Source organism: Sphingopyxis sp. 550A, assembly GCF_053569535.1.
In genome coordinates this window covers 4,189,264-4,201,185 of record NZ_CM131615.1, presented here as the reverse complement: position 1 = coordinate 4,201,185, position 11,922 = coordinate 4,189,264, and the positions used below count along the sequence as shown (strand labels likewise).

Genomic DNA, 11,922 nt, shown 5'->3' with positions numbered 1-11,922 from the left:
CCACGGGATCAGCGACGGGCGCGGCGCCCGCTTTGTCCTCCGGCCGGATCACGGGCGCCCCCGATGCGCGGGCGTGTCGCGAGCGATACGGACTCTCTTCGCCGCCTTCCCCGCCCCAAGCCGCAGCTCTCCGCGTTCGAACAGCCGATCGACGATCATGAAGCGGCCGTCGACACGGTAGTTTAGCAGTTCGGCCGCGCCCTTTGGGCCGACGGCGAAGAGCGGCGGCATTTCGCCGGTCGCGACCGACGGCCCGAACTCGACGAAGAGCTGCCGTCCGTCGTCGAAGGCGCGCACCGGGCGCCAGGCCACCTTGTCGCCGCTGATCCGGTACGCGAAGTTGAGCGACGGCAGGTCGATCCCGCCGGCGACAGGCGCGGCCCGCACACGCTCGGCTTCGGCCGCGCGAAGCGCGATCAGCTCGTCCTGCGGATAGCGCCACGAGACCGCCGCCATATAGGTCGAGGGCGTCGCGCGCAGCTCGACGTGATAGGTTCTGCGGCTGGTGTTGATGACGAGATTGGTCATGATGTCGGGACGCGTCGGCTTCACGAGGATGTGGACGCGCCGCGCGCCGCCTTCGCCGCTCAGCGTGTCGCCGATAATCCAGCGCGCCGTGTCGCCCGCAGCGACGGGTCCCGGGCCAACCAGTTCCTCGCCTTCCTGAAGGGCGATATCAGTGATCTGTCCCGGCGCCGTATAAACCTGGAACAGGGCGCCCTCGGCCCAGGCATATTGCTGGATGGCATTGAGGAAGGTCGTGAGTTCGGGCTGGACGCGAGCCGCATCATTGGCGCGACCGACCTGCGTCCGAGGATCGCCGGGCGCGGCGTGAAGCGGCATGGCGAGCAGGGCAGCGCCCGCAAGCAGGGAAATCCTCATCATTGACTGAGCTCCTTCGAAAGATTGATCGCGGTCACACGAAGCCCAAGCGGATTTTTCCGGAGGGCCTCGGGCGTGCGCGGCGGCAGGATCGTGACGGTCACGATCGCCGACCAGCGCGAGGTTTCGATGAGGCCGCCGTCCTGATAGCGGCGCTCGGTCCAGGCGATGCGGAAGCTCTCCTTCGACGCGCGGATCACGCTCGACACATCGACCGCGACCTGCCGTTTGCCGACCTCGGCAAACGGGTCGTTGTTGCGGGCATAATCGTTGAGCGCCTGCGCACCCGACGTTGCCGCAAAATCATAGGCGCTGAGCCAGTTGGCGCGCAGCACGACGGGATCAGCCGGGATCGAGCGGATGTGCTCGATGAAGCGCGCGAGATGGAAGGCGACCTGCGGATCGGTCGGCATATAGTCGGCGTCCGCAGGCGCGACGGCCCTCGCCTCGCCGAGCTTGTCGACCTCGACCACCCAGGGCGTGATCGTGCCGCGCAGCGATTGCCAGACGAGCGCCGAGGCGAGCCCGCCCGAGAGCGCGAGGCAGCCGAAGAATGCGAGCCGCCAGTTCTTCGCCTGGACGCGCGCCGAGCCGATGCGGTCGTCCCAGATCTGCGCGGCACGCTGATAGGGCGTCACCGGCTCGGGCGATTTGCCATAATGTTGCTGTGGTCGTCGGAACATGATCTCAATCCTTCTGGCTGATGTCGGGTGCCGAGCCGGCGCCATGGCTGTCGCCTTGCTTCAGTGTCTGCGCGCCGATCGTGGCGCCCGAGCTGATCGCCTGCCGCCGTTTCATGGCTGCCGCCCAAGCGGGCTGGGAGGCCGCCTCCGCCCCAGCAGCGGCAGGCGCCGCCTTTCCGGCCTGCCCCTCGGCGAAATTCTGGCGAAGGCGGGCCGCGGCCCGCCGCAGCGGCGAATCCGCGCCGCTCGCGGCGTCGCGCGCAACATTGGCAATGCCGGATCCGAAGGCCCGCATCCCGGACTTGCCAGCAGCACCGCGGGCATAGGAAGCCGACGCCGATCCGGCAGCACGCGAGGCGCCCGCCGCTCCCTTCCCGGCCATCGACGCGGCGGCGCCGGTCGCAAGCGTCGCTCCCGCGGCGCCGGCGGCGATCGTCGCACCGGCGGCCAAGGTCGTTCCTGCTGCTGCACCGGCGCCGAGCTGCGGACCGCCGGCAACGATGCCGTTCGCGACACTCGGACCGAAGATGCCGAGACCGAGGAGGGTCAGCGCGCCAAGTGCGATTGCCATTACCTCGCGGATGTCGGGCTCGGTGCCGAGGCCTGCTTCCATGAAGCGCTCGAACAGGGTGACGCCGATCCCAGTGATCACCGCGAGAACGAGCAGTTTAATGCCCGAGGAGATGACGTGCCCGAGTACACGCTCGGCCATGAAGGCGGTGCGATTGAAAAAGGCGAAGGGCAGCAGGACGAAGCCCGCGAGCGTCACCAGCTTGAATTCGAGAATGGTAACGAAGACTTGTACCGCGAGGATGAAGAAGGCGAGGGCCACGATCACCCAGGCGATCAGCAGGATCAGGATCTGAACGAAGTTGGTGAAGAGGCCGACCGGGCCTACTAGGTCGGCGGTCGCATCGAGCAAAGGTTCGGCGGCATCGAGGCCGGTCGCGGCAATCATGCCGGGGCGCATGAAGTCGCCGATCGCCATCGCCCCGCCGCTCGCCTTGAGACCAAGGCCTGCGAAGCTCTCGAGCAGGATGACAGAAAGCGCCTGGAAATTCCCGATGATGAAGGCGAAGACACCGATATAGAGCGTCTTCTTGACGAGCCGTTGCAGCACATCCTCGTCGGTGCCCCACGCCCAGAAGAGCGCGGCGATCGTCACGTCGATCACGATCAGCGTAGAGGAGAGGAAGCCGACCTCGCCGCCAAGCAGGCCGAAGCCGCTGTCGATATAGGTCGAGAAGACCGACAGAAACTGGTCGATTACGCCCGTATCGTTCATCTCTCATCTTCCTCTTGGCCGAAGAAATGGTGGCGTTTCGCTTCCCACGCCGCCTCGCATTCGGGATCGGCGGTGGTGACCGTGCGGCACCGCCGCAGCGTGTCGGGAAGAACGGGTCGTGCGTCCGCTCCGGAGATCTGAGAGGGAGCGGACGCACGGGGCGCGGGCGGGTTCACTGCGGCCAGAAGTGCGAGCGTCAGCGCCATGCCTCCAACGATCGCGCCAGCCACGAGCTTTCCCGCCCAGCCCATCTCAATTGCCCTTGCGGAAGCGGCGGAAGCGTTCGCGCCCTTCTGCCTCTGCCGCTGCGGCGCGCGCGGCGTCGAGCATTTCGGCGCGACCCTGTGCGGCGATCGCCGCGGCCAGATCGCCAAGCTGCTGCGACTGGAGCGCGAGCAACTGATTGCCCGCCTGCGCTGCCTGCAGCGCGCCGGTCGCCGACTGGCTCGCGGTCACCAGCGTACCGATCGTCTGGCGCGCGCCGCCCATGTTGGTGACGACGCCGGCCTGCACCTTCATGGCATCCTGGAAGGCACCGACGCTGTCGTTCCAGCGCGCCTCGGCATTGGCGACCAGCACCGCCTGCGGACCTGTCAGCGCCGAGCCGCGGTAGCGCGCGTCGAACGTCTTCTGGATATCGCCGACGTCGAAGGCGACGCGCTGCGCCTCCCCGAGCAGCTCGCGCGTGCGATCGACCTGGCCCTGCAGCTCCTGCAGCGTCGAGACCGGCAGGTTCTGCAGGTTGCGCGCCTCGTTGACGAGCGAGGTTGCCTGGTTCTGCAGCTGCTTGATCTGATTGTTGATCTGCTCGAGCGTGCGCGCGGCGGTCAGGATGTTCTGGGCATAGTTGCGCGGATCGTGGACGATCCCGCCGACCTGCGCGCTCGCGGGGGCGATGGCGGCACCCGCGGGCAGCATGGCAATCGCGACGAGGCCGGCCAGCGCGGCACGGCGGTACAAAGACATGTTCATCATATTCACTCCTTCAGGGGGCTGCGATTTCGAGGTTTCCGAGCAGGTCGGCGGCCCACTCGAGGCCGCGGTGGCGGAGCCAGGCCGCGGCGAACTGGTCCTGCCCGTGCGCGGCGATGAGTTCGCCAATGCGGATCTGGTCGGATTTCGAGGAAGCGGCGGCAAAGGCCAGCGCGATGTCGCCGAGGCCGAGGTCGAACAGGCGGTTGCCGCGGCGCGATTGACAATAATAGTCGCGCTTCGTCGTCGCCCGGCTGAGGATTTCGATTTGCCGATCGTTGAGGCCGAAGCGTTCATAGACGCGGGAGATCTGCGGCTCCGCCGCGCGCTCGTTCGGCAGGAAAATCCGCGTCGGGCAGCTCTCGATGATCGCGGGCGCGATGCGCGATCCCTCGATATCGGCGAGGCTCTGGGTCGCGAAGATGACGCTCGCGTTTTTCTTGCGCAGCGTTTTCAGCCATTCGCGTAACTGCGCCGCGAAGGCCGGGCTGTCGAGGACGAGCCAGCCCTCGTCGATGATGATCAGCGTCGGCGAGCCGTCGAGGCGGCCCTCGATCCGGTGGAACAGATAGGACAGCACGGTCGCTGCAGACGAGGCACCGACCAGGCCCTCGGTTTCGAGCGCCTGCACCCGTGCGGAACCCAGATGCTCGGCCTCGGCATCGAGCAGGCGGCCCCAGGGGCCGCCGACGAGATAGGGCGAAAGGGCGAGCTTCAGTTCCTGCGACTGGAGCAAAACCGCGAGGCCGGTCAGCGTGCGCTCGGAAACCGGCGCCGTGGCGAGCGAGGTCAGCGCCGACCAGATATGCTCCTTCGCCGCCGGACCCGCTGCGACGCCCTCGCCGGCGAGAAGCGCGGCCAGCCATTCGGCGGCCCAGGCCCGCTCGGCCGCCTCGTCGATGCGCGCGAGCGGCTGCAAAGCGACCGATCCATCGCTTCCCGCATCGTGCAGCGCGCCGCCGAGATCCTGCCAGTCGCCGCCCATCGCGAGCGCCGCGGCGCGGATCGAGCCGCCATAGTCGAAAGCGAAGATCTGGCTGCCCTCGTAGCGCCGGAACTGCATCGCCATTAGCGCCAGCAGCACCGATTTGCCGGCGCCCGTCGGTCCGACGACGAGGCAATGGCCGACGTCGCCGACATGGAGCGAAAGGCGGAACGGGGTCGAGCCTTCAGTCTTGCCGTAAAGCAAGGGGGCATCACCGAAATGCTCGTCCCGTTCCGCCCCCGCCCACACAGCCGAGAGGGGGATCAGGTGGGCGAGATTGAGGGTGGAGACGGGGGGCTGGCGAACATTGGCATAGACATGGCCGGGGAGGCTCCCGAACCAGGCTTCGAGCGCATTCACGCCCTCAACGGTGCAGGTGAAGTCGCGGCTCTGGATGATCTTTTCGACCAGCCGGAGCTTCTCGGCGGCCAGCGCGGGATCGCGGTCCCACACCGTGATCGTCGCGGTGACATAGGCGATGCCGGCCTCGTCCGCGCCGAGTTCCTGCAGCGCCATGTCGGCGTCGACCGCCTTGTTCGAGGCGTCGCTGTCCATCAGCACCGACGCCTCGTTGGTCATCACCTCCTTGAGGATTGCGGCGACCGACTTGCGCTTCGCGAACCATTGGCGGCGAATTTTCATCAGCAGCTTGGTCGCGTCGGTCTTGTCGAGCATGATCGCGCGCGACGACCAACGGTAGCCGAAAGCCTGGCGATTGAGCTCGTCGAGCAGCCCCGGAAAGGTGACGCTCGGAAAACCGGTAATCGTGAGCGTGCGCAGATGATGATCGCCGAGCCGCGGTTCGAGGCCGCCGACCAGCGCCTCGTCGGCGAGTAGTGCATCGAGATAGGCCGGCGTCTCGGGGACGCGCACGCGCTGCGCCTTCGTCGAGATGCAGCTGTGAAGATAGGTCAGCGTCTCGCCGTCACCCAGCCATTCGGCCTCGGGCATGAAGCCCTCGACGAGATGGAGCACGCGGCCGGTGCGATCGATGAAGCCCGCGAGCAGCTCATTGGGATCGACCCCGGTCTTGGACCGCCCCTCATAGAGCCAGGCCTCGGCGCGCGCGGCTTCTTCGGCGGGCGGCATCCAGAGCAGGGTCAGATAATAGAAGCTTTCAAAATGCGCGCCTTCCTCGCGGAACTGCTCGCGGCGCTCGACGTCGACGAGCTCCGACACCACATCGGGAAACTCCGACACGGGATAGGACAGCGCCGGCGCGCGCTGCGCCTCGACGAACACCGCCCAGCCCGATCCGAGCCGGCGCAATGTGCTGTTGAGCCGCGATGTCACCGCGACGAGTTCGGCGGGCGTGGCGCTGTCGAGGTCAGGCCCGCGAAAGCGCGCCGTGCGCTGGAAGGAGCCGTCCTTGTTCAGCACCACGCCCTCCGCCACCAGGCAGACCCAAGGGAGAAAATCGGCGAGGCGGGCGGATTTCGATCGGTATTCGGAGAGATTCATCATGGGCGCATCCAGACAGGATATTTGAGGTGACGCCGGGCGACGTCGGCGAAAGCGGGATCGCGGCGCGCGGCCCAGACCGAGAGGGCGTGACCGGCCGCCCAGATGGCGAGGCCGACGAGCCAGAGGCGGAGCCCGAGGCCCACCGCGCCCGCGAGCGTGCCGTTGACGATCGCGAGCGATCGCGGGGCCCCGCCCAAGAGGATGGGCTCGGCCAAGGCCCGGTGGACCGGGGCAAAGAAGCCCGGCACCTCCTCCTCCCGGCCCATCAGACGAGCGCTCCGCCGCCGAAGGAAAAGAAGGAGAGGAAGAAGCTCGAGGCGGCGAAGGCGATCGACAAGCCGAACACGATCTGGACCAGCCGGCGGAAGCCGCCCGAGGTGTCGCCGAAAGCGAGGCTGAGCCCGGTCACGATGATGATGATCACCGCGACGATCTTGGCGACCGGCCCCTCGATGCTTTCAAGGATCGACTGCAACGGGGCTTCCCATGGCATCGACGAGCCGCCGGCCTGGGCGGGCGCCGACACGGCGAACGCCAGGAAAAGGGCGGTCGAGCAGAGTATGGCGCGGCGCGCGCCATGCCGTGGGGCATGGATCATCGATTGTCTCCTTCGGGGGCGATAAGCGGGGTGAGGCGATATTCGAGGGTGAGCCGGTCGAACCCGTCGACGCGTGCCAGTTCGGCGAGGCGCCGCCCCGTTCCGTCACGGACGAGCACGGCCACGAGGTTGATCGTCTCGGCGAGCAGCGCGCGCGGCACGGTGATCACGGCTTCTTGGATCAGCTGCTCCATGCGGCGCAGCGCGCCGAGCGCGGTCCCGGCGTGGATCGTGCCTACGCCGCCCGGGTGGCCGGTGCCCCAGGCTTTCAGGAGGTCGAGCGCTTCGGCGCCGCGCACCTCGCCGATCGGGATGCGATCGGGCCGAAGGCGCAACGACGAGCGGACAAGATCGGACAGCGAGGCGACACCGTCCTTCGTCCGCATCGCGACGAGATTGGGCGCGGCGCATTGCAGCTCGCGCGTGTCCTCGATCAGCACGATCCGGTCGTTGCTGCCCGCGATCTCGGCGAGCAGGGCGTTGGTCAGCGTCGTCTTGCCGGTGCCGGTGCCGCCCGCGACCAGAATGTTGAGCCGGTCGCGCACCCCGCGGCGAAGAATATCGGCCGCTTCCGCCGGCATGATTCCAGAGGCGACATAGTCGCCGAGCGTGAAGACGGCGATCGCGGGTTTGCGGATGGCGAATGTGGGAGCGGCGACGACCGGCGGCAGCAGGCCTTCGAAGCGCTCACCCCCGTCGGGAAGCTCGGCGGAAACGCGGGGCGCCGCGCCATGCACTTCGGCACCGACATGATGCGCAACGAGGCGAATGATGCGCTCGCCGTCCGCCGCGCTCAGCCTTTCACCGCTGTCCGCAATGCCTTTGCCCAGCCGATCGACACAGAGCCGGCCATCGGGATTGAGCATGATTTCGATGATCTGCGGGTCGGCAAGCCATTCCGCGATCGCGCCGCCCATCGCGGTGCGCAGCATACGCGCGCTACGATGACGTGCCTCCAGCCGGACCGGTTCTGCGCCCATCGGTTTCCCCGTTTCTCATGCCGGGGCAAGGGCCCCCGTTCGACGGGGATGAGTAAGAGACGCACGAATGCCCGAAGTTCAACAGGGATTTGCGTGTGTCGAACGCCAGCGAAGAAAGACAGGCGGTGGCGTAGGCGCCGGGGCGTAACGTCGTGCGAGCAACCGCGAATCGTGACGCGTAGCTTGTGCCCGGCGCGATTTTGACAAGAGTGTAACTATGACTGATTCGGGGTCGCAGCCGTCAGAAGACGAACACGCGCGGTGGATGCGCCTCACCGAGAAGCAGCGCGCTTGTCTCGATCTCTTGCTCGAACGCCAGACCTCGAAACAGATTGCGCGACGCCTCGATATTTCGAAGCAGGCAGTCGATCTTCGGCTGACCACCGCCCGCAGCATATTGGGCGCGGCGAACCGCGACGAAACCGCGCTGATCTATGCGCGGCTCCGCCGGACCTATGACCGGATATCATATGATCCGGTCATACTACCGCCGGGGCCGGGGTTGGTGCCATCCGACTTTCCGGACGGTGAGCCGAGCGATGCGCTGGCAATGAACGACAATATGTCGCTCGCAGACTATCCAGCCGCGCTCGGCTCACTGTTCAAGGGTCTCTGGAGGCACGATCATTCCCGATCGGGCAGAGTCTGGATCATGGCGGCCATGTTCGGCGGCCTGATCCTTCTCGCGCTGGCGGGTGTGAACATCGGCGAAACGCTGACGCGGCTGATCTCCGGCTGATTCCTTCATCCTGTCCACCGTCAACGGCCGGAGCAGATGCTTCCGGCAGAGGAGAAGTCATGTCCAACGAAATCGCTATCGCGGCAGCTCGCCTGGTCCGCGATGTTCCGGCCGCCGAAGTCCGGATCGACGATGCGCTTATCGCGGTGTCGTCGCTGATGACGAGCGTGGTGACGGCGCGGCGCGACACCAAGGGTGTCCCCGCAACGAGAGGCCATGCCACGATCCGCCGGCTGATGAAAGCGCAGGTGGCCCTCGTCGATGTCAGCGGCGACATCCTGCGCGTCCATGGCGAACTCTCCGACCTCGGGCGCGAGACCGCCGGCTATGATCTTCACGAATGCCCGTCGATTGCCGAAACGGCGGGGAGCACGCGGGCATCGGCCGCCTGACGCCGGTTGACCGGGAGCGACGGCCATGGAAGTTTCGAGGCGTGCGTATTGCCTTGTTTCTCGCTTTCCTGGCCGTTGCTGTCGGCTACGCCGCCTGGCGGGGCGGCGCGCCCGAACGGGTGATGGCGGCGATTGCGGTGACGATGGTCGGCTCGGACCAGCTCCTTCACCTGTATGTTCCGCCGAATTTTGCGTCGCTCGACACCGGACATCTCGCGATCGACCTGTTCGGCGCGGCGTCTACCGTCGCGCTCGCGCTTTTTGCGCATCGTTTCTGGCCGATGTGCATCGCCGTCTTGCACCTGGCCCCGCTCCTCGCCCACTCGAGCCGGATCCTCGACATGACGCTTCATCCGGCGGCCTATCTGGCGATGCAGGTCGCGACGTCCTGGCCGGTGCCGGCGATCCTCATCGTCGCAACCTGGCGTCATCAGCGTCGGCTGGCGCGCGGCGACAGCGAGCCGTCCTGGCAAATCTTGTCGCGGCCATCGATCCCGACAATTGCGAGGCGCTAGCCGAAGCGCTGCTCACCGAACATCGGACACTGGCGCGCCTGCTTGCCCAATCGCCGGAAGCGCTGGCGCGGACCCTCGGCAAGAATAGCCCGGTTGCCGCCATGCTCGTCGCCGCGCGCTCGGCCAATCTCGAGGCCCTGCGTGCCGAGCTTCCCGGCCGCATTATCGATCCCGCCAATCCCAGGCTGCTCGCTTATCTGAAAGCCTCGATGGGCGCGTTGCCCGACGAAGTGCTGCGCGTGCTCTTTCTTGGTCCCGCGCGCGATCTCATCGCCGATGAGCAATTGCAGAATGGAACGCTGGGATATCTCGCAATCTATCCCCGCACCATTTTCCGGCGTGCGATCGAGCTGGATGCCGCAGCGATCATCCTGGTCCACAACCATCCCAGCGGCGATCCGACTCCGAGTTCGTCCGATGTCGAAGTGACCGAGCGGCTGGCCGCGATCGGTCGCGCGCTGGATGTCGAACTGATCGAGCATATCGTCGTAACCTCATGCGGGCACCGAAGCATATTGCAGCAGCGAATATCATCCGGCCCCGGTTCGTCGGCGCGGTTCGCGCTTCGCGACGAGGCGTCGGACTGGCGCGATGGGTCCGAGATGGAACGGGCGCTCGCCAATGCGCAGCGGATATCACGGCGGCGAATCCTGCGCCGCCAGCTCATCGGCGCCGACGATCTGTTCGGCGAGCCTGCCTGGGATATGCTCATCGACCTCTTCATCCATGAGGCCGAAATAAAGCCGGTGTCGACCGGTTCGCTTTGTATCGCATCGGGCCTGCCGATGAGCAGCGCCTTGCGGTTGTTGCAGCGGCTTTGCGACGCCGGACTGGTGATCCGCGAAGCGGATCGCCATGACGGGCGGCGCAATTTTATCCGGCTGACGCCCCGTCTCGCGCACCGGCTGATGGCCTATTTCGCGGCGGGCGACGAGTGACCGCCGTCCATGTCGCGCGAGAGTTCGTCCCCGAGCTTCAGCCCAAGCTCCATGCGGCGGCTGAAAAGGCTTCCGACCTTTTCCCGCCGTTCGCCTGCGCCGCGCGAAGGGTCCCGCCGAGCAGCGGCGTATAGTTGATGAGCGAGGACCGGACGAAGAGCGCGAAGGCCTCGTTCGACAATTCGACATACCATCCGAGCCCATCAGCTTGATGATCGCCCAATTACCACAAACAAATTTGTTGTTGGCAAAACCGCCTTTCACGATCATCAAAGGCTTTCGTTGTTATCTGGCGATCATCAAATCCGATCGATCGCCGACGATCGGGCGGAGGCGGATTTGCCAGTTCAATATCATCTGGGGGGCTTTCCTCCATCGGACCTCGATCTCGGCGCGATTTTTCCGCTCGTGGGGCCGGCAAACGCCGCCATCGCTCGCTACGAGGGCGTGTTGGCGGGCATTCCCAATCCCAATATCCTCTTGTCGCCGTTGACTGTCCGGGAAGCCGTTCTGTCGAGCAAGATCGAGGGCACGCAGGTGACTTTGGGCGAGGTCCTCGAATTTGAAGCGCAAGGCGACCTCCTCGACGAGAATACGCCAAAAAAGGCCGATGCACGCGAAGTGCTCAATTACCGTGCGGCGCTCAACGAAGCGACGCGCATGATGTCCGAGGGACTGCCGCTGTCGCAGCGCCTGATCAAGGCCGCGCACAGAGTCTTGATGGATGGTGTCCGCGGGCGCGGCAAAGCGCCCGGCGAATATCGCCGCATCCCGAACTGGATCGGCCCCGAAGGCTGCACCATCGAACAGGCACGGTTCGTTCCCCCGGCAGCCGATCAGATCGAAGCGGCCATGTCAGCCTGGGAAACCTATATTCATGCCGACGCGCCCGATCGCCTCGTCCAGCTTGCCGTCGTCCACGCGGAATTTGAGTCGATCCATCCGTTTCTTGACGGCAACGGCCGCCTGGGCCGACTGGTCATTCCGCTATTTCTCTACACGCACGGTTTGCTCTCGCGCCCCAATTTCTATCTTTCGGAATATCTCGAGGCCAACCGCGAAGAATATTATGATCGCCTCCTGGCCGTGTCGCGCACTGGCGACTGGACGGGATGGGTGGTCTTTTTTCTGAAAGGGATCATCGCGCAAGCCGAGGTCAACACGCGCAAAGCCCAAGCCATTCTCAAGCTGCACCAGGAAAAGCGCGACTGGGTGGTCGAAGTTACGCATTCGCAATATGCCGTGCGCGCGCTCGACTGGATTTTTCAGCGACCGATTTTCCAGACACCGGACTTCATTCGTGCGGCCCAGATTCCCGGGCCGACCGCCCGGACGATCATCCGTGCCCTTCGCGACAATGGAATGCTCCACGAGGTCGTGCGTGCATCGGGCCGGGCACCGGCCACCTTCATGTTCGGCGAACTGCTCAATATTGCCGAAGGGCGCAACATCGTCTGACCCGAGGCGCTGCGGCGGTCGGTGCCAGGCG

The 11,922-nt window shown here is 65.9% G+C and carries 15 protein-coding genes; 5 read left to right on the top strand and 10 right to left on the bottom strand.

The features are described 5' to 3' along the window. Positions 1 to 48: 48 nt before the first annotated feature. Genes trbG through trbB form a run of 9 tightly spaced genes read right to left on the bottom strand, consistent with a single transcriptional unit; the run spans position 49 to position 7,849 of the window. Positions 49 to 885: a P-type conjugative transfer protein TrbG gene (gene trbG / locus ACVENA_RS20410; protein WP_449326820.1), complete on the bottom strand. Its 837-nt coding sequence runs from the start codon at positions 883 to 885 to the stop codon at positions 49 to 51. Then, positions 882 to 1,565 carry a conjugal transfer protein TrbF gene (gene trbF / locus ACVENA_RS20405; protein WP_449326819.1) on the bottom strand — a complete coding sequence of 228 codons (684 nt, stop codon included), beginning with the start codon at positions 1,563 to 1,565 and terminating at the stop codon, positions 882 to 884. Before trbF ends, trbG begins: the two co-directional genes overlap by 4 nt. 4 nt (positions 1,566 to 1,569) lie before the next feature. Further along, positions 1,570 to 2,850 carry a P-type conjugative transfer protein TrbL gene (trbL, locus tag ACVENA_RS20400; RefSeq protein ID WP_449326818.1) on the bottom strand — a complete coding sequence of 427 codons (1,281 nt, stop codon included), beginning with the start codon at positions 2,848 to 2,850 and terminating at the stop codon, positions 1,570 to 1,572. Further along, on the bottom strand, positions 2,847 to 3,056 hold the full coding sequence (gene trbK-alt / locus ACVENA_RS20395) for a putative entry exclusion protein TrbK-alt (RefSeq protein WP_449326817.1): 210 nt from the start codon (positions 3,054 to 3,056) through the stop codon (positions 2,847 to 2,849). The genes trbL and trbK-alt overlap by 4 nt, the downstream gene beginning before the upstream one ends. A gap of 46 nt (positions 3,057 to 3,102) precedes the next feature. Further along, on the bottom strand, positions 3,103 to 3,822 hold the full coding sequence (gene trbJ, locus ACVENA_RS20390) for a P-type conjugative transfer protein TrbJ (protein WP_449328974.1): 720 nt from the start codon (positions 3,820 to 3,822) through the stop codon (positions 3,103 to 3,105). Positions 3,823 to 3,835: 13 nt separating this feature from the next. Further along, positions 3,836 to 6,271 carry a conjugal transfer protein TrbE gene (gene trbE, locus ACVENA_RS20385; protein ID WP_449326816.1) on the bottom strand — a complete coding sequence of 812 codons (2,436 nt, stop codon included), beginning with the start codon at positions 6,269 to 6,271 and terminating at the stop codon, positions 3,836 to 3,838. Further along, on the bottom strand, positions 6,268 to 6,537 hold the full coding sequence (locus ACVENA_RS20380; protein ID WP_449326815.1) for a VirB3 family type IV secretion system protein: 270 nt from the start codon (positions 6,535 to 6,537) through the stop codon (positions 6,268 to 6,270). The genes trbE and ACVENA_RS20380 overlap by 4 nt, the downstream gene beginning before the upstream one ends. Beyond that, positions 6,537 to 6,869, bottom strand: a complete 333-nt coding sequence (locus tag ACVENA_RS20375; RefSeq protein ID WP_449326814.1) for a TrbC/VirB2 family protein — start codon at positions 6,867 to 6,869, stop codon at positions 6,537 to 6,539. Before ACVENA_RS20375 ends, ACVENA_RS20380 begins: the two co-directional genes overlap by 1 nt. Then, positions 6,866 to 7,849, bottom strand: coding sequence for a P-type conjugative transfer ATPase TrbB (gene trbB / locus ACVENA_RS20370; protein WP_449326813.1), 984 nt, complete (start codon positions 7,847 to 7,849; stop codon positions 6,866 to 6,868). Before trbB ends, ACVENA_RS20375 begins: the two co-directional genes overlap by 4 nt. Positions 7,850 to 8,066: 217 nt before the next feature. Between trbB and ACVENA_RS20365 the strand changes: the two genes are divergently transcribed. From ACVENA_RS20365 to ACVENA_RS20350, 4 genes are all read left to right on the top strand, one after another. Beyond that, entirely contained in the window at positions 8,067 to 8,588 is a 522-nt protein-coding gene (locus ACVENA_RS20365; protein WP_449326812.1) for a LuxR C-terminal-related transcriptional regulator, read from the top strand. Positions 8,589 to 8,647: 59 nt separating this feature from the next. After that, positions 8,648 to 8,980, top strand: a complete 333-nt coding sequence (locus ACVENA_RS20360; RefSeq protein WP_449326811.1) for a hypothetical protein — start codon at positions 8,648 to 8,650, stop codon at positions 8,978 to 8,980. After that, positions 8,929 to 9,495: a hypothetical protein gene (locus tag ACVENA_RS20355; RefSeq protein WP_449326810.1), complete on the top strand. Its 567-nt coding sequence runs from the start codon at positions 8,929 to 8,931 to the stop codon at positions 9,493 to 9,495. Before ACVENA_RS20360 ends, ACVENA_RS20355 begins: the two co-directional genes overlap by 52 nt. Positions 9,496 to 9,596: 101 nt before the next feature. Next, a complete protein-coding gene (locus ACVENA_RS20350) occupies positions 9,597 to 10,433 on the top strand; it encodes a JAB domain-containing protein (RefSeq protein ID WP_449326809.1) in 837 nt (278 codons plus the stop codon). 37 nt (positions 10,434 to 10,470) lie between these two features. Here ACVENA_RS20350 and ACVENA_RS20345 read toward each other — a convergent pair whose 3' ends face one another. Further along, positions 10,471 to 10,656 (bottom strand): hypothetical protein, encoded by a 186-nt coding sequence (locus ACVENA_RS20345; RefSeq protein WP_449326808.1) that lies wholly within the window; start codon positions 10,654 to 10,656, stop codon positions 10,471 to 10,473. A 116-nt stretch (positions 10,657 to 10,772) separates the two neighbouring features. Between ACVENA_RS20345 and ACVENA_RS20340 the strand changes: the two genes are divergently transcribed. Next, on the top strand, positions 10,773 to 11,891 hold the full coding sequence (locus ACVENA_RS20340; RefSeq protein ID WP_449326807.1) for a Fic family protein: 1,119 nt from the start codon (positions 10,773 to 10,775) through the stop codon (positions 11,889 to 11,891). The last annotated feature ends 31 nt before the right edge of the window (positions 11,892 to 11,922 follow it).

Excerpts from the sequence above, each read along its gene's own strand:
- trbG (WP_449326820.1), bottom strand. The coding sequence starts at position 885 with ATGATGAGGATTTCCCTGCTTGCGGGCGCTGCCCTGCTCGCCATGCCG.
- trbF (WP_449326819.1), bottom strand. The coding sequence starts at position 1,565 with ATGTTCCGACGACCACAGCAACATTATGGCAAATCGCCCGAGCCGGTG.
- trbL (WP_449326818.1), bottom strand. The coding sequence starts at position 2,850 with ATGAACGATACGGGCGTAATCGACCAGTTTCTGTCGGTCTTCTCGACC.
- trbK-alt (WP_449326817.1), bottom strand. The coding sequence starts at position 3,056 with ATGGCGCTGACGCTCGCACTTCTGGCCGCAGTGAACCCGCCCGCGCCC.
- trbJ (WP_449328974.1), bottom strand. The coding sequence starts at position 3,822 with ATGAACATGTCTTTGTACCGCCGTGCCGCGCTGGCCGGCCTCGTCGCG.
- trbE (WP_449326816.1), bottom strand. The coding sequence starts at position 6,271 with ATGATGAATCTCTCCGAATACCGATCGAAATCCGCCCGCCTCGCCGAT.
- ACVENA_RS20380 (WP_449326815.1), bottom strand. The coding sequence starts at position 6,537 with ATGGGCCGGGAGGAGGAGGTGCCGGGCTTCTTTGCCCCGGTCCACCGG.
- ACVENA_RS20375 (WP_449326814.1), bottom strand. The coding sequence starts at position 6,869 with ATGATCCATGCCCCACGGCATGGCGCGCGCCGCGCCATACTCTGCTCG.
- trbB (WP_449326813.1), bottom strand. The coding sequence starts at position 7,849 with ATGGGCGCAGAACCGGTCCGGCTGGAGGCACGTCATCGTAGCGCGCGT.
- ACVENA_RS20365 (WP_449326812.1), top strand. The coding sequence starts at position 8,067 with ATGACTGATTCGGGGTCGCAGCCGTCAGAAGACGAACACGCGCGGTGG.
- ACVENA_RS20360 (WP_449326811.1), top strand. The coding sequence starts at position 8,648 with ATGTCCAACGAAATCGCTATCGCGGCAGCTCGCCTGGTCCGCGATGTT.
- ACVENA_RS20355 (WP_449326810.1), top strand. The coding sequence starts at position 8,929 with ATGCCCGTCGATTGCCGAAACGGCGGGGAGCACGCGGGCATCGGCCGC.
- ACVENA_RS20350 (WP_449326809.1), top strand. The coding sequence starts at position 9,597 with ATGCTCGTCGCCGCGCGCTCGGCCAATCTCGAGGCCCTGCGTGCCGAG.